The following is an 18,478-nucleotide window of genomic DNA, read 5'->3' as shown; positions in this document are numbered from 1 at the left end:
TTAGGCTTTTTTTTTATTTTGAAATAGTAAAAGTAAACGTGCTTCCTACATCTATTTTGGACTGTAAAGTAATAGTCCCGTTTAATTTTTTTACTAAGTTTTTTACTGTAAATAAACCAATTCCAGTTCCTTTTTTACCTGAGACATCAGTTTGGTTATTGTTATTAAACAATTTAAACACTTCGTCTTGCTGATTAGCAGGAATTCCATTTCCGTTATCGGTAACAGAAAAGATATGAAAATTTGAGTCTTCAGAATAATTTAAAACAACCTCAGGATTAGGTTTGTTGTTATATTTTAATGCATTATCAACCAAGTTTATTAATACTTGTGTTACAGCTGCTTTATTAATAAATATTAGAGCTGAATTTGGTGTTGTTTTAAAATGCTTATCATCTAATAAATGGATGCGTTGTACACTAGAAAATAGAGTGTCTATTGGAATATATTCTTTATCTACATTTAAAAGTTCGTTGGCTTTATAATGGATTAAGATACCATCTATGTAATTTTTAAGCGACTCAGCAGATTCTTCAATATAATTAATATACTCTACAGAGGCTTCTGTTAAAGTATTGTCTTCTTCCTCTTTTAAAAAACTAGTTAAAGACATGATATTAGCTAAAGGCGATTTTAAATCATGTGAGACATGACTAGCAAATTTATTTAGCTCAGCATTACGATCTAATAATTCTTGTTTAGAGTCGGCTAAAAGGCGATTATTCAACTTTAAATCAAACAAATTAATAACTTGTTTAGCAATTGTAATTAATGCCTTTTTTTGCAGTTTAGTAAGTTGTCTAGGTTTATGATCATAGATGCATAAAGTCCCTAACGCTAATCCGTCTGTATTTCTTAAAGGCACACCGGCATAAAATATAGCTTTAAAACCGTCAACTAACGGGTTATCTTTAAAACGAATGTCTTCTCGGGCATCTTCTACAATAAAAATATCGTCTTCGTGTAAAATAGCGTGCCCACAAAAGGAGATATCTCTTGGAGACTCCTGTATATCTATACCATGATGAGATTTAAGAAAATTACGATCAGTATCTAATAGCGTAATTAAAGAAATTGGTACATCACAAATAGTTGCAACTAAACTAGTAATATTATCAAAATCACTTTCAGGAAGTGTATCTAATAAATTGTACTTTTTGACACAGGATATGCGCTCCAGTTCATTTTTAGGAAAATCAGGTTTGATCATTAAAAGAAATAAATATTACACTATTTTTCACGAAAATACTGATAATTTGGACTTTAAGTGTTAAAATTTTTCAAAAACACCTAAGCCGAATAACGCAAAATCATATTTAACAGGATCATCGCTATCCAAAGCTCTTAAAGCAGTATCTAATTCGGCTAAAGCCTTCCCATCATTTTGTTTGCGTTTTAATAACCCTAGTTTACGTGCTACATTACCAGAGTGTACATCTAACGGGCATGATAGCTGTGCAGGGTTAAGGGTAGTCCAAATACCCAAATCTACATTTGTATTATTGGGTCTAATCATCCAACGTAAAAACATGTTTATTCTTTTAGCTGCACTATTTTTTAGCGGATCACTAATGTGTTTTTGTGTACGTTGCAAGTGTTCTATTTCAAAAAAAGTTTGCTTAAAGTAATGGATAGACTGCTGTAAGCTATCGTTTTGGGCGTGTTTATTAAATACAGCTTCTAGACCGTCGTGGTTATTATAAATGTGTTGCAATCCTTTTATAAAAGTTATAAAATCTAAGCCATTAAATGTACGATGCACAAACGCTTCTAGCTTTTCTAAATCAGACTCTTGATGATTCATAACAAAATCAAATGGTGATTGGTCTAAAAAATCCATCATTTTATGACAATTAGTAATAATGCTTTTACGGTTTCCCCAAGATATTGTAGCACTTAAAAAACCAGAAATTTCAATGTCTTCCTTTTTTGTAAATAAATGCGGAATTTGTATTGGGTCACTTGTAATAAAGTCAGGTTTATTGTACTGTTCTACTTTATTATCTAGAAAATCTTTAAGGTCTTTTTTATTCATTTATGTTATTCTATGATATAAGTGTTTGATACTGCTGTAAATGTTTCTTGATTAGAGTTTTGTATAGCTACTGTTAAGTTAAAAGGGCTATCTGATTGAATGGTTTGATCAAAAAATAAAACGATTGAATCAGGAGCTCTTGACAATGTGTTTTCTTCACTATCTGTAGTGTTGTAAAATTGACTAATATCTAACGGATTGTCTATATTATAATAAGCAAATTTCATGATGCTATTTAAACTTTGACCAGCAGCAATACCATTAATTTCTTGGTCTGCGGTAATATTTAGATCTGTAAATTCTGATTGATATATGTATACATTGTCAGGACAACTTGTTGCTACAGCAGTATTAAAGTTGAATGATGATGCGTTTATTACACTAACATCATCGTAGTCATAAATTATATTAAGATAGACTATTAAGTCTTCTGACGTCGTAGTAATTGGATCTTCTGTGTCGTTAAAAATTTCAATAGATTGTAAATTAACCAAATAAGTTTTTTCTCTACAACAGGAAAACAATACAAATTGAAGACTTAGAAAAAAGAGTAGGGAATAAGCGGTTTTTTTTAACATTGCTTTTATTTATAGATGTCAAAACTACACTTTGGTTGCGTGAAAAAATCTGATTTTAATTTTTAAGACATAAATATTACAGACGGAATAATTAAAACAGCATTATAACACGCATGTAATAACATGGAATATATCAAACCTAATCGGACACGTACATATCCAAAAACTAATCCAACAACAATCTGTGGAGCGACTAATAATGGTGATAAAAGTATAAGTTGTGGCGTTATTTCAAAATTAAAAAGATGGACATACCCAAATAACAGAGAAAATGTATAAAATGCTATTTTAAAATACTTTTTACTAAAAAGTGTAATAGGTCCTCTAAAAATTAATTCTTCTATTATTGGTGCTAAAATTACTGCTGAAGATATAATATAAAGTGGTGTTTCTTCTTCAAATAATTTTGATACCGCGTGATCATCGGGACTATAAACACCTAAAGCTTCTAAGAGCGCAATTATAAGACCAAAACCTAGTCCTAAAGCTATACAAATAGGGACACATGCTAACACAATGCCTACTTTTTGTTGTACAGTAGCGTGTTTAAGTTGTTTTAAACGTGGGTTTTTTACATACTTTAAGATAGAGGAAAATAACTGCTTCATATGTTATATTATTTTTCCGTCTACCATAGTTAATTTTCGGTCTGCTAGATTTGCTAATTCTTCGTTATGTGTAACAATTACAAAGGTTTGTCCAAATTGATCTCTTAATTTAAAAAATAAGTTATGAAGATTCTCTGCACTTTCACTATCTAAATTTCCAGAAGGTTCATCAGCAAAAATAAGTTCGGGATTATTTACTAACGCTCTAGCTACTGCTACACGTTGCTGTTCTCCTCCAGATAACTCGCTTGGTTTATGATTGTAGCGATGTGATAAGCCTAAAAAGTCAAGTAATTCTTTAGCTCTGTTTTCAGCTTCAGCTTTATTTGTTCCTTTAATAAAAGCAGGAATACAGACGTTTTCCATTGCTGTAAATTCAGGTAATAACTGATGAAACTGAAAGATAAACCCTATATGTTGATTTCTAAATTGTGCAAGTTGCTTGTCTGATAATCCAGTAATTTGTTTACCATTAATTTCAAGCGTACTTTTTGTTTTATTATCAATAAAATCTAAGGTTCCTAATATTTGTAACAATGTTGTTTTTCCTGCTCCAGAAGCCCCAACAATAGATACTATTTCTCCTTTTTTAATATGGACGTCTACACCTTTTAAAACGTGTAAATCGTCATAATATTTATGTATATTTTTTGCTTTAATCATAGTTACTTATAAAGTACGGAAATTACTACTTTATATATTCTTAGGCAACAATTAACTGGTTTTGCTTTTCTTTTTGAATACGTTCTTTAAATCGTTATAATCAATAAAGTAGACTAATTTTAACGAAAACGTATTACGTTGCTCTTGTTTAAACAGGTCTCCTGTGCTATCAAAAAAGCTAGCTTCAGAGTCGTTAGAAAAATTAAATATTTGATTTCTATATAAGGCAGTCAGGTTACTTCCTGGCGCAAATTGCCAAGTATAACTTAAATCTAAATTCCATGTGTTAAAGTTAATGTCTGGATCAAAATCGGGATCACTGCTTATGTTGTTTTTGGTATATATATCAGATCTGTTTAAAGTCCCATTGTCTTGTAATACATACAAACTATTGTCATAGGTTACTGTACTTAAATAGTTTCTAAAACTTAAGGTTAAAGCATTAAAAGAGTTGAAGTTATAACTTCCAGAAATACTAGCAGTCATATCCACACGGTCACGCTGCCCAAATAAAATTCTGTCGTCAATTTCTTGACCATTAACATAACCTCTATCTGCAGTATAGTTGTCATAATCAAACCCAAGTACCATTAAAAATTTGTCGTTAAATTTAAATCTAGGATTTAAACCAAACCATATATTATTGAAATTTTTACGAGTATCGTTAAATAAACGTCCGTACCCTAAATTAGCATCTAAAGCAAAAAACAAGTTGTAGTTACTAGAAATCCACATATTAGCTTGCGCATAATTTTCTGTAACAAAATAGCTGTCAAATCCGTTTCTAGGCTCAAAATAGTCATATTGTTTTCCAAAATTCCAATTACCGTTTATTCCAAGATTGTGTAGTGTTTTTGTTTGTCCATTAAAATTAAACCCAGTATTAGCCCCAGTAAATGTATTAGGATTAGCCAATTGATTGTAGTTTATCCAAGTCCCTAAATAGGTGTTATTAAAGTTTTTTGAAGGCTCAAAAGTACGATAGCTAACCTCTGCATTAAAATTGCTGTAATTGTTTCTAAACAGTATCCCTAAGTCGTTGATATCATAGTTTTCATCAGCATAGTCATAAGTTGCACTATAACGTAAATTACCACTGTTTTTACCTAAACCAAGACGTGCAGTGTAACCATTGTCTTTATTTTGAACATCATTAAATGTGCTCATTTTAACTTCGGCTATAGCCCCATAAGTATTGCTTTTATTTACTAAATCTAATAATAGACCAGTAACATTGGCATCTCTAAAATCACCATCTCTAGTCACATTAGTATTAATTAAGGTAATAGCAGAGTTTTTATTAAACTGTTGGTCTAATACCATAATGTTATAATTGGCAAGAGGCTCTATAACTTGGCTTCTTTTAAGACCAGTATCTTCATTTGTAATGGATACTTCGGTTTTTTCGGTAACAGCATTAAAAAAACCAATTCCTAATCCATTTTTAGTACGTCCAGAAACCTTAACAGCATTTAATAGCTGTATTTTTTCAGGAAAATCGCCAACTGACTCATTATCGTCTAAACTTAATCGTCCTGAGGCACGGTCTCCAATACGTCTAGAGTAAAATAGATTTCCTTTGCTAAATAAATCGACACCTTCAGTAAAAAATTGACGTTGTTCAGAGAATTGTTGTTCAAAAGGCCCCAAGTTTAATTGTACATCGTCAAATCCGGCTTGACTAAAATCGGGGATTAATGTAGCATCTAAAGTTAAGTTTTCGGTTAAACCGTATTTAATATCCATTCCGGCAGCAAAATCACTATCTGTTTGGCCATCAAAAGTACTTACCAATCCAGAAGCATAAGGGAAAAAGCTAAGTCGGGTAGGAGGTGTGATGTTTTTAATTCCTTTCAACTCGGCATTATACAATCCAATATTACCTTTTGTAACATCAATTGCACTCCACGTCATTTGCTCACGTGTTTTTCTGTAATGTCTATGAAATTGAATTCCCCAAGTTGGATCTTCTTGTTGCGTAAAACGTAAAGCACGGTACGGAATTTTAATCTCTACAATCCAACCATCATCCACTAATTTGACGCTACTTTCCCAAACCGCATTCCAACCAAAGTCTTCACCATAATTTGGACTTTCAACAGCGTCAGCTTGTGTTCCGGAGCTAAACACAAAAAATTCAGTATTATTTTGGGCGTCATTATTAGGATTAAAAATTAAACCAAAAAAGTCTGACTGTCCAAAATTATCACGTTGTGTAAATTGACGCATAATATCTTCTGGGTTGTCATAACAATATGCAGCGACATAAATACCAGTATCGTCATAGGTCATTTGGACCTTTGTCTTTTTATTATCGGGCGCTGTATCTCCTACATCTGGTTTAAACTCTGTAAAGTCTGTTGCTATTTGTGCATCACTCCAGGCTTTATCATCTAAAACGCCATCTATTTTTGGAGGATAGTCGGTACGTTTAATTTGGTAAGATTTTTTGTCTTGGGCTAAGGTTTGAAAAGAGATTAGTAATGCAAAAAAAGTGATTAAAAAAGGTTTCATTAAATTTTGATTGATGGTTTCTGTAGTAAAGACAGTAAAATTATTCCTTTGTTACAGTTTTAGATTACAAATCTAAATTTGATGTTAAAATAAACTCCTAATTAAACGTTAAAAATTTATTTTGACTATTGTCGAATAAAGAAAAGCTATGCGGAATTAGTTATTTTTATACTATGAAAGAAGAAAATTTACAAATAGCCACATTTGCTAATGGCTGTTTTTGGTGCACAGAAGCTGTGTTTTTAAGAATAGAAGGTGTGGAAAAGGTTGTGTCTGGTTATACAGGTGGGACTATTAAAAACCCTGCTTATAGAGAAATAGGTACAGGAAGAACAGGACATGCAGAAGGTATTCAGATATTTTATGACGAAAATAAGGTTACTTTTACAACGTTATTGGAGTTGTTTTTTGCAACGCACGATCCAACAACATTAAACAGACAGGGACATGATGTGGGGACACAATATAGATCTGCTATTTTTTATAATTCTGAAAGTCAAAAAGAACAAGCGGAAGCTTTTATTGATTTATTAGAAAACGAAGCTGTTTTTGATAGTCCTATTGTTACAGAAGTTACTGCGTTAGGACCATTTTATATAGCAGAAGCCGATCATCAAATGTATTATGACAGAAACCGAGAAACATCTTACTGTCAGTTTGTTATAGATCCAAAAATTAATAAGATAAAAAAGTATTACAGTACTAAATTAAAAGAAAACACGCCTAAAGATGCCATATAAAAAGTTTGAAGAGTATAACGTTAAAGTTACAGATGATGTTAAAAACCGTTATAAAAATATTATTGAAGATTTAGGTGAAGACACACAACGTGAGGGGTTATTAAAAACACCAGAACGTGCTGCAAAAGCGATGCAATATTTAACGCAAGGGTATGATCAAGATGCAGCAGAAATCTTGAAAGGTGCGATGTTTAAAGAAGATTACAATGATATGGTTATTGTTAAGGATATTGAGTTTTATTCGCTTTGCGAACATCACATATTGCCATTTTTTGGAAAAGCGCATATTGCTTACATCCCTAACGGACATATTGTAGGTTTAAGTAAATTACCAAGAATTGTAGATGTGTTTTCTAGACGTTTGCAAGTACAAGAGCGATTAACACATCAAATATTAGATTGTATAAATGACACATTACAACCGGAAGGTGTAGCTGTAGTAATAGAAGCAAGTCACATGTGTATGCAAATGCGCGGTGTGCAAAAACAAAACAGTGTCACGACAACTTCTGGGTTTAGAGGTGCTTTTCAAAACATAGAAACGCGTACAGAGTTTTTAAATTTAATAAGTTCTAAATTAAGCTAGATTTTTGGAATACTATTTGCTTTATATTAAATAGAATTACAAAATATTATAAATGATTTTTAACGACACAAACAAATACACAAAACTATTTTTAGGGCTAATTTTTGATGCTTTAGGATATGTTTCTTTTATTATACCTGGTATTGGCGAATTTGCTGATATTGTTTGGGCGCCTGCGTCCGCATGGTTAATGACTAAATTATACAAAGGTCGAACCGGAAAAATAGCTGCTGTTTTCACCTTTATTGAAGAAGCATTGCCTGGGTTTGATATTATACCATCCTTTACCTTAATGTGGTTATATACGTATGTCTATAATAATAAGTCTAAAGAGGAAACCATAACGGTTAAATAAAAAAACAAGTAACAAAAAAGCTGCATCTTATTAAGATGCAGCTTTTTTATTTATAGTATAGTTTTCTAATGGCAATAAAAATTAAAATCATCCCAGAGTAACCAACAAAAAACGGTATGATGTAGTCTTTTAATCCTAAAACTAATAACACAGCAATTATCAATAACTGAAAACCTAATCCAAAAGTAGAAATTGAGGTCATTAACCATTTAGGCACTATTTTACCGTACGCAGCTCTTGGGTCTAGAAAATAGATGGTTTTATCAAAACCGCCATATAAGGCTGTGTATAATTTAAAAAGAATATTGACATGGCGTTGTTGTTCTCCTTTTAAAGCAGTGGGTATTTTAGTTTCAAAAATACGACTGGTTGTATCACCATCAAATTTGTTTCTTAAAATAACGTAGTAATAATTGTATAAAGTACCTTGTAATTGTATGCCTAAAAAGGCTAATAGTGTTAACCAAATTGAGGTATCCGTTATATACCAAATAGCTATAAAAATTATGGCATTTAATAATATATCTGCAACCGAGTCTAGGTAGCGTCCCGTATAAGATGGTGTTTGTTTTACTCTAGCTAACTCGCCATCCGCTGCATCCAAAATTGATTTTAGAATTAAAAAAAAAGCAGCCCACCAATAATTGCCATTAATTATAAAATATATAGCTATTAAACCGGATATAATAAAGGCTAAAGTAACATGAATAGGCGTAAAAGAGGTGTTTTTTAAATTGTTGGCAATAATTTGAGCAATAGGTCTTCCATAGTCTGAAAGATCTATAAATTTATGCGCTTTTGGTAATTTTGACATGTAAAGTCATAAGATAGATAGGTGTTGCGGAATATACCAAGTTGATACTTAAAATAGAAACTTCCAATTATAGTAAAGTATGCAAAGATAAGACTTTATAGATTGTACTGTATTGCTAAATTGTTGATTATAATATTTTAGTTAATAGTTCGATATTCTTTTTAATTATAATTGAATACAAGAAGTTGCAACGTATAGGTTTTAACTAAATCATAATTTACTATTGCGTGATACCGTTTAGAATAATATCACGCTCTAAGATTGAATAATTACCGTAACAATTATAACTTTAGTTACAAGTTGTTTTGCAAAGCTAAAATTTCAGATGCAGTTAAAGCCACATTGTAAAGCCTTACTTCGTCAATAATACCTTTAAAAGTATTACTTTCTAATCGTAACCTTGAACCAATTAATAAAGGGAATGAATTTGTATTACTTTCTCCATTAATAATGACAGAATCTTCCAGGACTCCATTTACGTATAAAAACATCTCAGAATCCTTTAAGACTCCCGTTATTAAATACCATTCATTTATTTGATACCCTTGCTTACTGACGTGGTTTATTGTTGCTCCATTTTCTGTAGTAGCGGTAAATGAGATGGCTCCTGTAGCGGACATACTTAATCCATAAGGCACAGTTCCTATTCCATTTACGGCAGCTCCTTTTCTTATAATTGTTTGCGATTTGATTTCTTCAGGATTAACAAGTGCTGAGATTGTAAATTCATTTGTTAAATTTAATGCCGCACTGTGGTTAATTTCTATAATATCATCTATACCATTAAATCTAAAAGCACTGTTGTCTATCCCTTGGTTGTCAGTACTTAAAATGGCACCTTTAACCAAACTAGTATTCTCTAAATTTATTTGGTCTATAGCATTACCATTAAAAGGAAAATAAGCGACTAAATTTTTATTACTTGTATCAATGGTTTGCATATCATCATCGTTATTACAACTAGTTAATATTAGAAATAATAGTCCAAAAAGTAATGTTGTGTTTTTCATAATTGATAAGTTAGGTTTAGTCTCTTTTTCTAACATATATTGTGCCACTTTAGATTTTTTTTAATTTATATTTTTAGAGATTTAATTAGACACATAGTCCTCATCTACATAGAGAAAATCTTGTTTAATTCTAAGGTTGTACTTTTACTTAGCTTAAATTTTGAAACAAATGTCATCTACCAAATATCAATTTAATCAAGTATTAGAACGTAAAGGAACAAATGCCATGTCTCTTGAAGGTTATAGAGGGTATCTTTTTGATCCAGATGAAGACCTTAGTGGTAAATATCAAGAGACAGATTTTATCAAAATGTGGGTTGCAGATATGGAGTTTGCTATTGCTCCAGAAATTATTAATGCTATGAAAGCGCGTTTAGAGCATCCATTATTGGGATACTCTATGGTTGCTGATCCTTCTTATGCTTTAAGTTTTAAGCAATGGTGTATTAAGCGTTATAATTGGGCGATTGACACAAATCATTTAGTACACGCCAAGGGTGTTGTCCCGGCTTTATATGATTTGATTGGTCATATTTGTAAATCAGATCAAAAAGTATTGATTATTACGCCTTCTTATGCCTTTTTTAAGCATGGAACGGATTATAATGAGGTAGCGTTGGTCTGTTCTGATTTGCTAGAAGAAAAAGGTGAATTTAGAATGGATATCGATGATATAAAAATTAAAGCTTCAGACCCTAAATGTGTTTTAGCAATATTTTGTAGTCCACATAATCCTTCGGGAAGATTATGGTCTAAAGAAGAGCTAGTAGCGTTTGGCGACGTTTGTTTAGAAAATGGCTTGACTATTATATCTGACGAAATTCATTGTGATGTGCTCCGAAAAGATAAAATTTTTACACCATTGGCTAGTCTTTTTCCTAATTCGGATAAGATTATCACTTGTATGGCACCAAGTAAAACATTTAACCTTGCCGGGAATATGTTTGCTAACATTATCATTCCTAACGAAACATTACGCCTTAAGTACAACGAAAATTATTTACCTGTAGAAAATCCATTAAGCATCGTAGCAGCTAAGGCTGCTTATTCAGAAGGGCATGCTTGGTTGGTTGAGTTGACAGATTATTTAGATGAAAACTTTAAGTACTTAAAAACACAATTAGATACCTATTTACCTAGGGCGACATTCAATATTCCGGATGCAACGTATTTGGCTTGGGTAGATGTTAGTTATTATTTTAATGATAATGAAAACCTTACTTTATTCTTTGCTAAAAATGCTGGTGTTTTATTGGAAGGAGGTAATATGTTTGTTGCTAATGCTGATGGTTATATTAGATTAAACCTAGCGTGTCCTAGAGTAATATTGGAGGAGGGCTTACGCCGAGTAATAAAGGCGATATTAGAAAAGTAATTGTTTTTATGTGGTATTTCTACTTTGTTTTTAGATTGAATCAGTTTTTGATTTTTGACAACCCAATCCATTCGTGTTCAATATCCTTCATTAATAAAGCATTATCAAATTTGACAGAGCCTTTTGGGAAAATACTCTCATTTTCAAAAAAACTGGATCTTACGTGCTCAACTTCTAAAAGTGATACTTTCCAATTATAGACTTTTAATTCAAGGCCATCAAAATTATTTTTGTCGGGAGAATAGCCCACTGCACCATTTTCAAAGAATTTAGAAGCACAGTCTAAATTTTCAAATACACTTTCGGTATTCCAAGTGTTTGTTTCTTTTGCTGTTATGGATAGTGCAGTACCGTCATGACTTATAAAAGCGACTTTGTACTGTCCGTCTTTTTCATTTATTGTGAAATTTGCTAAATGATGAATGCCAGGAAATATAGTTCCTCCAGCTAATGCATTTAACTTGGAAGACGTATCTCTTCTTGGTATATAAACACCTTCTTTTTTCTTATCATTTTCAGTCCATACAACAGCAATACGATGTGCGCCATTTTCAGATGAAATTCCGATTTGTTTAGGCAAACCTTTTGGTCTGATGTCCTTTAATCTTATCAAACAGATTCCTGCAATACCTTTTCCATTTACTAATTTAGGTTTAAAAGGTTTTGGTAGATAATTTTCTAAGACCGCTTTGTCAATTTGATAATTGATTAAAATTCGTCGGTCTATAATTCCTTTTATTTTTGGTATTTTCATCTGAGTGATTAAATTTAAAAGGCAATTTTGAAATTAGTAGTCTGTTTAGATACCTAACTTAGCAAATAAAAACCAAATGGAAAATCTACTTAGATTTTTATCAGTAGGCGTAAACTAGTAATATTTAATTTCGCAAGGATAGATACAGTTTCTTTTTATTGAATTACAGATTTCTTAAAACCGTATTACTCTTATTGTAATTTTCGATTAGCAGATTAACAATAACCGCCTGTTGCCCTCTTTTTCCTTAGGTGCGCGATGTATACAAGGTAGGACTTGGCTTCTTGGGTGATCAACTGCTAGCTTCCATAAATGACCAACGCCTAGGTTTATAATATTAGCATTAGGTTTGGGCTGATAGTGTAAATCAAAGAAATACTCGCTTAAAAACGATTCAAAACCATCATCAGCGCCATCATATAGTTTTTTTAATTCCTGACGTATTTCTGGTACCAATATTTTCTGATTAGCTTGTGCATTGGGTAATATCTCACTAGGTTCTCCGTGATAAGTGCATAAAAAAGTATTAGTTGGTATAGGAGAACGGTCTACATGAAAAGAGTACACATCCGTTGGAAAAAGGGGATAGGCATCGTCTCTTTGATAACTCTTGATCACATTAAGTATTGGAGAGGCACCTTGTGCTTTTAGCGTCTCTAAATCATTTAAAATAATATTACGAGCAAGTTGTCCCTGTTTACTTAATTTTAGATCTAGTAGCTCTTTTTTATTAAGTTCTACTATAGTTTCGTTTTGTTCTACTTGCTTAATAATTTCAGAAAAATCACCCACTAGATTACGAGTCCAACAACTTGCGTTGATTTCCGCTTGAAAAGGTATAGATATAAGATCTTTAAAATTTGTGACATATCTAATTTGTTTCTCAGCTTGAGATAAATCTATCATATTGGTGTATAATGTGATTGTATTCGATTAATTAAGTGTTTAAACGTCTAATTTAGGGAATAAAAACCAAATAGAAATCCGCAAGAATGCTCGAATAGTCTAGAACTAGAAATCAATTAAACATGGAGTTATGTGCAGTTTTTATTCCTCGTTGTATTCATAAATTCGTTCGGTTTTTCCATTTAATTTTCGGAAATGACCAATTATATTTTCAAATTTTGGTTCGATTTTAAAAGTACCATATTGGTCGATAAACCCCCATTTACCATTGATTTTTACAGGTGCTAAATCATATTTAAAACTTCGTGCATCGTCAAATTTGAAATCAATAATTATGTCCCCTTTATTATTAATATAGCCATATTTTCCATTTTGTTTTGCTATTGCCAATCCATTATGACTAAAATAAGAAAGGTTCTCATAAATTGGTTTTATTAGAATAGTTCCAGTTGTATCTGCTAATCCATATTTCTCGTTAGTTAAATACCACATATATTTTCCTTGTGGATAACCAAAAGCTCTGTATTTCTTTTGCATTATGGTATCTCCAAATCTATTTAGTTTTCCTAAAGTGTTTGTGTATGCAGAACCAATTAATGGAAATTTTCTTTCGTTCTTTTTATATTCAATTGTGTCAATTATTTTTCCAGACTTATCTATTCTACAATCATAGAATTTTGGCTCTAACATGATATATTTTGGATTAACAGTTGTCGTGTCAGTAGTTTCTATTTCGACTTCCGCAAGGCCATTTTTAAATTCGTAAGCAAGAGAAAATAATGTGTCTATTTCTAAATTTCCATTAACATCTATATATCCCCATTTTCCGTTTTTGATAAACTGAACAGAAGCCAACTCTTCAGAAAATTCTTCTGCATCTGAGAAGGAAGTTTTAGATATTAATTTACCTTTTAAATCCGCAAAATTGTAGTGGTTTTCTGTTTGAACTAAAACTCTCTCGTTTTCAACATGCCCAATGAAATCATAGTCATAATCAATCACTAATTTTCCTTCGATATCTATTAATCCTTGTTTTCCGTTTTTATATGTGTCTGCAAAACCATTGTAAAAACTATTTATAGAATCGAAAGTTGGTTCAATAAGCCACTTTCCTTTAGAATTTATTGCTCCGTATTTACCATTATATTTTGCTGGAACTATTTCAGTTTTGTCTACCGAACAGCTTGTTAAAAAAAACAGAATTATAATGTAATTGACGGTTTTCATAAATTGTAGGCAACGGTTTTTATATGATTTGTTGCGTGGTTTAAGCACTAAGTTTAGCAAATATAAACTCAATAGAAAATACGTGAGTGTTTTAGTAAGTAGGCTAGAACTAGCAATGAATTATACACGTTGTTGTAAAACGTTTTTATTCAGTAACTCTTTTTCAATACTTGTCCGAAATCCAATATAAGTTATTTCGGCAATATTTATTTTCTTATTTTCAATCCATTCCGCATCTTCATTTATTAATTTTAATTCCGCTTCATTTTCTGTTAGATTTTTAATTTGTCCGACAAAATATGAATCATCATCAGCTTCTGTAAATACTGCAATCAACTCTTCGTTTTCCAATTCCGATAAACATTCGAACATATTGTTCATTTTTTCGAGTGGTAGTTTTCCGATAAATTCAGCGTAATTGTTATTCTTTATTTCACTTAATTCTTCTTCGTCCCATTCTCGATATTTTTCAATTTCGAATTTTCTAATAATTGCAAAACCATCAAATTCTTTTGTCTCGTCATTAAAACAGATAAATATGAAGATATTGTCGTTAGATTTTAGGCAAATTCCTGAATAAACTTCGTCACGATTTGATACTAAATCAACGTGAATAGGAATCCCATTTTTGATGGTTTCTTGCATTTTTATTTAAGTTTACTCAATTCAGTTATTCTCTCTAACGCACTTATAAAGTTTTCTTGTTTTTCCTTATCACACCAATCAAATAAATAAATATTATAAGAATTTGTCATTTCAAAAGTTATATTTCTTTTGTCAGAATATTGAATAACAGAATCTTTTTCAGTTGCTTTAATGTTTATTTGTTTCATTGTATCTGTCAGTGAATGAATAAAATTTATATCCACATAAATATCTTGTAATGGAATTTCCCACTTCTGAAAGAATTCTGTTTTAGATTTACCAATAAAGAAAGTTAAAGTAGAATCGGTTGGATTGTATTTCGCTTTAGTGTGAACTTCTAATTGATTTGCGTCAGTACACTCAAACATATAGTTTTCTATAATTCTACCTAAATAAGTCATATCAGTACTTTTTTCAATCTTGTCTTTTTCGGAAGAGCAAGAAAGAATTAAGAAGAATGTTAGTATGCTGATTGTCTTTTTCAAATGTTTTACAACGGTTTTATGTATGATTTCGTTGCGTGTTTTAAGCATTAAAGGTAGCAAATAAATCACAGATAGAAAGTCCGAAGGAATTTCCCAAGTGAGCCAGAACTAGCAATTAATTTTATACGGTGTTGTGCCCAGTATTTTTATTTCGTTATAGTTTTCAATTTATAGTTTCCTAGTTTAAAAAATGCACAAATCAGTAGCCACATAATTGCAGCAGAATAATCTTTTGACTTAAAAAAGCAATGAGCAATATTGTTCCTTAAATTCATTCCTTCTGAAGTGAACAAAAATCTAAATAAAGCGATATCATCTTCTGGCACCAATTCTTTAAATTTTTCGTTTTCTAATAATTTTTCAAAGGAAATTCTTTCTTGTGTTCCGTTTTCCTTAATGTCAATTGTCTGTGCTCCATTATATCTAGAAAACTCTCTTAAAATACCTTCAAATTTTAAAACTAAAGAATCAATAGATAAAATATAACCAGATGAACTGTTTGTATTTGTTTTAATGTCAATCTCTGATTGCTTGAAATAACTATCTAGTGCAGGTGTTAAAAGTTGTAACCAATTATAAGTTTCTGTTTTACCTGCAGGATTTTTTATCGAAAATTCAACTCCATACCAGGTATTGTTTTTTAAAAAATCTTTTAATGAATCAAAACTGATTTTTCCATTTTTCAATCCTTTAGAAAACACTAACCAAAGATGGCGTAATGTGAAATTTTGAATATGAATGTAGTATGAATTAATTCCACCTTTATTGCCACTCACATTTCTATTAATATCAAAACTCATTGTACTAACTAAATCCATCATTACGGAATTAATTTTCTCGTCTAGTACTTTAGCTTTCGGAAAAATTTGGTCAGAACACATCAAATACTCGTAGATATCTTTGCTTTCTCCTTTTTCAACTAGGTTTGTTGTCATTTCATTAAGCGCATCGTACCACTTTTGTAATTCAGGGCTAGAATGTTCAGTCTTTATTGATTTAAAATTTAGATTATCTTTTGCTTTCTCAATTAAAACGGTTACTTCTTCAATCTTTTTTTTATTTCCAGCTTTTTGATATTCCTTAAGTGCTTTTAGATAAAAATCGTGCACTACAAAACTTTCTTTATGTTTTGAAGAATCAGCAATATGACAATCGCCTAATTTGTTATGAAAATCTCTTTGTGATTTCCCTAGTTTTATTGATATATCAATTAATAATTGAAGATACTCTTTGTTTAAATCTGGATATAATTCCTTGTCTATTACTTCTTTTGAATAAGCAAAGAATTTGTTGGTGTGGGCTTTTTCTAATTTTTTACCATTTTTAGTGATAAAATCCATTAATGAATATTTTTGAAAACCATTGATGTCTTCTGCGTCTAGCTTAACTATTAAGAATTTTATTGAATCCTCTCTTTTGTAATTTATTGTTTGTGCTAACACAAACAAATTTTCAAACATTTCAGAAAATCCTCTGTTTGATAAATTGTCGTCTTTAGGTAAAAGAACAGATTTAATAAAATTGAAATAATTATCTATTGCTTTTTTCGCGTAATCAATGTGTTTGTGAGAACTATCCCAAAGCAAATGGTTGTACTTCGCTAAATATTTTGGACTTATAGAATCATTTAAACCTGCTCGATCTTTAATATATTCAAAATCTTCAAATAAAGATTTTGAAGGATAACTACTTTCATTATTTGAAAATAGAGGAACATAATTTCCTCGTTTAAAATTAAAATCTGAAAAGTAAATTTCGAATGTGCATTTTTTCTTTTCAACACTATCTTCAATGCTATCTCGTAAAGACGTTAAATTACTTGAAATTCCGAATTTTTGGTCAAAACCATTATCGTTTTTTATGTAATCGTAATAATCTTTTAAACTCTTAAACATTCTTTGATTGACGGATTTTCATATTGGGCACAACGTGATTGTGTATGGTTAGTTGCGTGATTTATGGAACTAAGTTAGCAAATAAATCACAGATAGAATATTCCGCAGGAATGTTCGTAAGTAGGCTAGAAGGAAGCAATTAATTATACACGGTGTTGCCCACAGTAATTATTTCTACTTTCGCTAATGAGTCAATTTCTTTTTGATTCAGTTCAGTTTTATTATTTGTATATATTTTCAAATTAATTTCGTTAATTCTGTCAGGATTCATTCTCCAACCTTTCCAATTTTTCGGTGTTTTAAGTTCAACTTGATAATTTCCTTTAAATTCTGATGGAATAATTATAGAATTTTCATTTAATTCCACACTTTTACTAAAGGGAAAACTCCAATTCAATTCAGAGTTTTCTAAATTCCCATTATTATAAATAATAACGAAATATTCAGTTTTATATTCAGTCAAATCAACATACAGTTTTTTGTTGTCGGACAAATAGAATAGCAAAATAATTCCAATAAATACAAATTCAAAAATCGAAAGTTTGAATGGTTTTATTTTATTCACTAAAATTCTGTCAATTACTAAAAATGGAATACAAATAAAAACTCCAAGTAAAACTAAAACTCCACCTAAACTTGCTCCACCATTCAAAGTCAATCCATAAATCCCAAACGGAATTCCGATAAACAAAACAAAAATTCCAACTACCAAAAATAGAGTTGGTTTTTTCCTTAAATTCTCTTTGAAGTTCTTCATTTTTTTATTGTGGGCAACGTGCTTGTGCATGACTTAGTATGCGTTGTTAAGTCAACTAAATTAATAAATAAAAACTACCCATTAGTGAAATTCGGCAGAATTTCACGATACGCATAAAACAAGCATATTAATTATGCACGTTGTTGCCAGGCGTGGAATTTCGCTAATTATTTCACATAATCAATGTCATTCCGTTTGAGTGAAATTCAACACAACAGTTGGAATTCGGCAATAGATTCATCCGCTTTCAATTCGGATTTGAGTGAGGTTCAATAGTCTGAATTTCACACAAGGCTGCTTAAATTCCGTAAACTATATAAATTCCGTTTGATCAGAATTCCGCAAGAGTGAAATTCAGTTTACAGTAAGTTTTTCGGAGTTTGAGTCGGCAGGAATTCGGTTATTTTAAAGTCCTATTTTTTCAGTTAGAGTGGAATTTGTATTATACTGATATAGGTTGACCTTTTTTTGTTAATATTTTCTAGTTCAAAAGATTTTTTTTAGACGTTTAGAAGGTAAAAAAAATAGTTT

The 18,478-nt window shown here is 31.0% G+C and carries 19 protein-coding genes; 4 read left to right on the top strand and 15 right to left on the bottom strand.

Annotated features, from left to right (window positions below):
- Positions 1–13: 13 nt before the first annotated feature.
- The 6 genes from BMZ09_RS15140 to BMZ09_RS15115 form a co-directional block, all read right to left on the bottom strand.
- Entirely contained in the window at positions 14–1,210 is a 1,197-nt protein-coding gene (locus BMZ09_RS15140) for a sensor histidine kinase (protein ID WP_090842189.1), read from the bottom strand.
- Positions 1,211–1,270: 60 nt separating this feature from the next.
- Positions 1,271–2,035 carry a TIGR02757 family protein gene (locus BMZ09_RS15135; protein ID WP_090842187.1) on the bottom strand — a complete coding sequence of 255 codons (765 nt, stop codon included), beginning with the start codon at positions 2,033–2,035 and terminating at the stop codon, positions 1,271–1,273.
- A gap of 5 nt (positions 2,036–2,040) precedes the next feature.
- Positions 2,041–2,613 carry a hypothetical protein gene (locus tag BMZ09_RS15130; protein ID WP_143067840.1) on the bottom strand — a complete coding sequence of 191 codons (573 nt, stop codon included), beginning with the start codon at positions 2,611–2,613 and terminating at the stop codon, positions 2,041–2,043.
- A 62-nt stretch (positions 2,614–2,675) separates the two neighbouring features.
- Entirely contained in the window at positions 2,676–3,221 is a 546-nt protein-coding gene (locus BMZ09_RS15125) for a CPBP family intramembrane glutamic endopeptidase (RefSeq protein WP_090842183.1), read from the bottom strand.
- A 3-nt stretch (positions 3,222–3,224) separates the two neighbouring features.
- Positions 3,225–3,884: an ABC transporter ATP-binding protein gene (locus BMZ09_RS15120; protein WP_090842181.1), complete on the bottom strand. Its 660-nt coding sequence runs from the start codon at positions 3,882–3,884 to the stop codon at positions 3,225–3,227.
- A 51-nt stretch (positions 3,885–3,935) separates the two neighbouring features.
- Positions 3,936–6,398: a DUF5916 domain-containing protein gene (locus tag BMZ09_RS15115; protein ID WP_090842179.1), complete on the bottom strand. Its 2,463-nt coding sequence runs from the start codon at positions 6,396–6,398 to the stop codon at positions 3,936–3,938.
- A 173-nt stretch (positions 6,399–6,571) separates the two neighbouring features.
- Between BMZ09_RS15115 and msrA the strand changes: the two genes are divergently transcribed.
- From msrA to BMZ09_RS15100, 3 genes are read left to right on the top strand one after another with little or no spacing between them, the layout of a single operon-like run.
- Complete coding sequence (gene msrA, locus BMZ09_RS15110) at positions 6,572–7,138, top strand: peptide-methionine (S)-S-oxide reductase MsrA (RefSeq protein ID WP_090842177.1); 567 nt, start codon at positions 6,572–6,574, stop codon at positions 7,136–7,138.
- The gene (folE, locus tag BMZ09_RS15105; RefSeq protein ID WP_090842175.1) at positions 7,128–7,724 is read left to right on the top strand and encodes a GTP cyclohydrolase I FolE; all 597 of its coding nucleotides are present in this window, start codon (positions 7,128–7,130) and stop codon (positions 7,722–7,724) included. The genes msrA and folE overlap by 11 nt, the downstream gene beginning before the upstream one ends.
- Before the next feature lie 52 nt (positions 7,725–7,776).
- The gene (locus BMZ09_RS15100) at positions 7,777–8,079 is read left to right on the top strand and encodes a hypothetical protein (RefSeq protein WP_090842173.1); all 303 of its coding nucleotides are present in this window, start codon (positions 7,777–7,779) and stop codon (positions 8,077–8,079) included.
- A gap of 46 nt (positions 8,080–8,125) precedes the next feature.
- On the opposite strand, the gene BMZ09_RS15095 is transcribed toward BMZ09_RS15100, so the two are convergent.
- Complete coding sequence (locus tag BMZ09_RS15095; protein ID WP_090842171.1) at positions 8,126–8,893, bottom strand: CDP-alcohol phosphatidyltransferase family protein; 768 nt, start codon at positions 8,891–8,893, stop codon at positions 8,126–8,128.
- A 293-nt stretch (positions 8,894–9,186) separates the two neighbouring features.
- Positions 9,187–9,903 (bottom strand): LamG domain-containing protein, encoded by a 717-nt coding sequence (locus BMZ09_RS15090; protein WP_177183552.1) that lies wholly within the window; start codon positions 9,901–9,903, stop codon positions 9,187–9,189.
- A gap of 169 nt (positions 9,904–10,072) precedes the next feature.
- On the opposite strand from BMZ09_RS15090, the gene BMZ09_RS15085 reads away from it, so the two are divergent.
- Positions 10,073–11,278 carry a MalY/PatB family protein gene (locus tag BMZ09_RS15085; protein WP_090842167.1) on the top strand — a complete coding sequence of 402 codons (1,206 nt, stop codon included), beginning with the start codon at positions 10,073–10,075 and terminating at the stop codon, positions 11,276–11,278.
- 40 nt (positions 11,279–11,318) lie between these two features.
- On the opposite strand, the gene BMZ09_RS15080 is transcribed toward BMZ09_RS15085, so the two are convergent.
- The 7 genes from BMZ09_RS15080 to BMZ09_RS15050 all read right to left on the bottom strand — a co-directional run bounded on the left by BMZ09_RS15080 (position 11,319) and on the right by BMZ09_RS15050 (position 17,947).
- A complete protein-coding gene (locus BMZ09_RS15080; RefSeq protein WP_090842165.1) occupies positions 11,319–12,032 on the bottom strand; it encodes a DUF2071 domain-containing protein in 714 nt (237 codons plus the stop codon).
- 207 nt (positions 12,033–12,239) lie between these two features.
- A complete protein-coding gene (locus tag BMZ09_RS15075) occupies positions 12,240–12,938 on the bottom strand; it encodes a hypothetical protein (protein ID WP_090842162.1) in 699 nt (232 codons plus the stop codon).
- Between the two features lie 141 nt (positions 12,939–13,079).
- Positions 13,080–14,165 (bottom strand): WG repeat-containing protein, encoded by a 1,086-nt coding sequence (locus BMZ09_RS15070; RefSeq protein ID WP_090842160.1) that lies wholly within the window; start codon positions 14,163–14,165, stop codon positions 13,080–13,082.
- 120 nt (positions 14,166–14,285) lie between these two features.
- Positions 14,286–14,810 carry a hypothetical protein gene (locus tag BMZ09_RS15065; RefSeq protein ID WP_090842158.1) on the bottom strand — a complete coding sequence of 175 codons (525 nt, stop codon included), beginning with the start codon at positions 14,808–14,810 and terminating at the stop codon, positions 14,286–14,288.
- A gap of 2 nt (positions 14,811–14,812) precedes the next feature.
- Entirely contained in the window at positions 14,813–15,295 is a 483-nt protein-coding gene (locus tag BMZ09_RS15060; RefSeq protein WP_143067838.1) for a hypothetical protein, read from the bottom strand.
- Positions 15,296–15,441: 146 nt separating this feature from the next.
- Positions 15,442–17,190, bottom strand: a complete 1,749-nt coding sequence (locus BMZ09_RS15055; protein ID WP_090842154.1) for a DUF4209 domain-containing protein — start codon at positions 17,188–17,190, stop codon at positions 15,442–15,444.
- A gap of 139 nt (positions 17,191–17,329) precedes the next feature.
- Positions 17,330–17,947, bottom strand: a complete 618-nt coding sequence (locus tag BMZ09_RS15050) for a hypothetical protein (RefSeq protein WP_143067837.1) — start codon at positions 17,945–17,947, stop codon at positions 17,330–17,332.
- Between the last annotated feature and the right edge of the window lie 531 nt (positions 17,948–18,478).

Origin of the sequence: Olleya namhaensis (genome assembly GCF_900114005.1) — a bacterium.
Lineage (GTDB): Bacteria > Bacteroidota > Bacteroidia > Flavobacteriales > Flavobacteriaceae > Olleya > Olleya namhaensis.
Note: the sequence above shows the minus strand (reverse complement) of the source record. Positions and strands in the feature narration are given on the sequence as shown.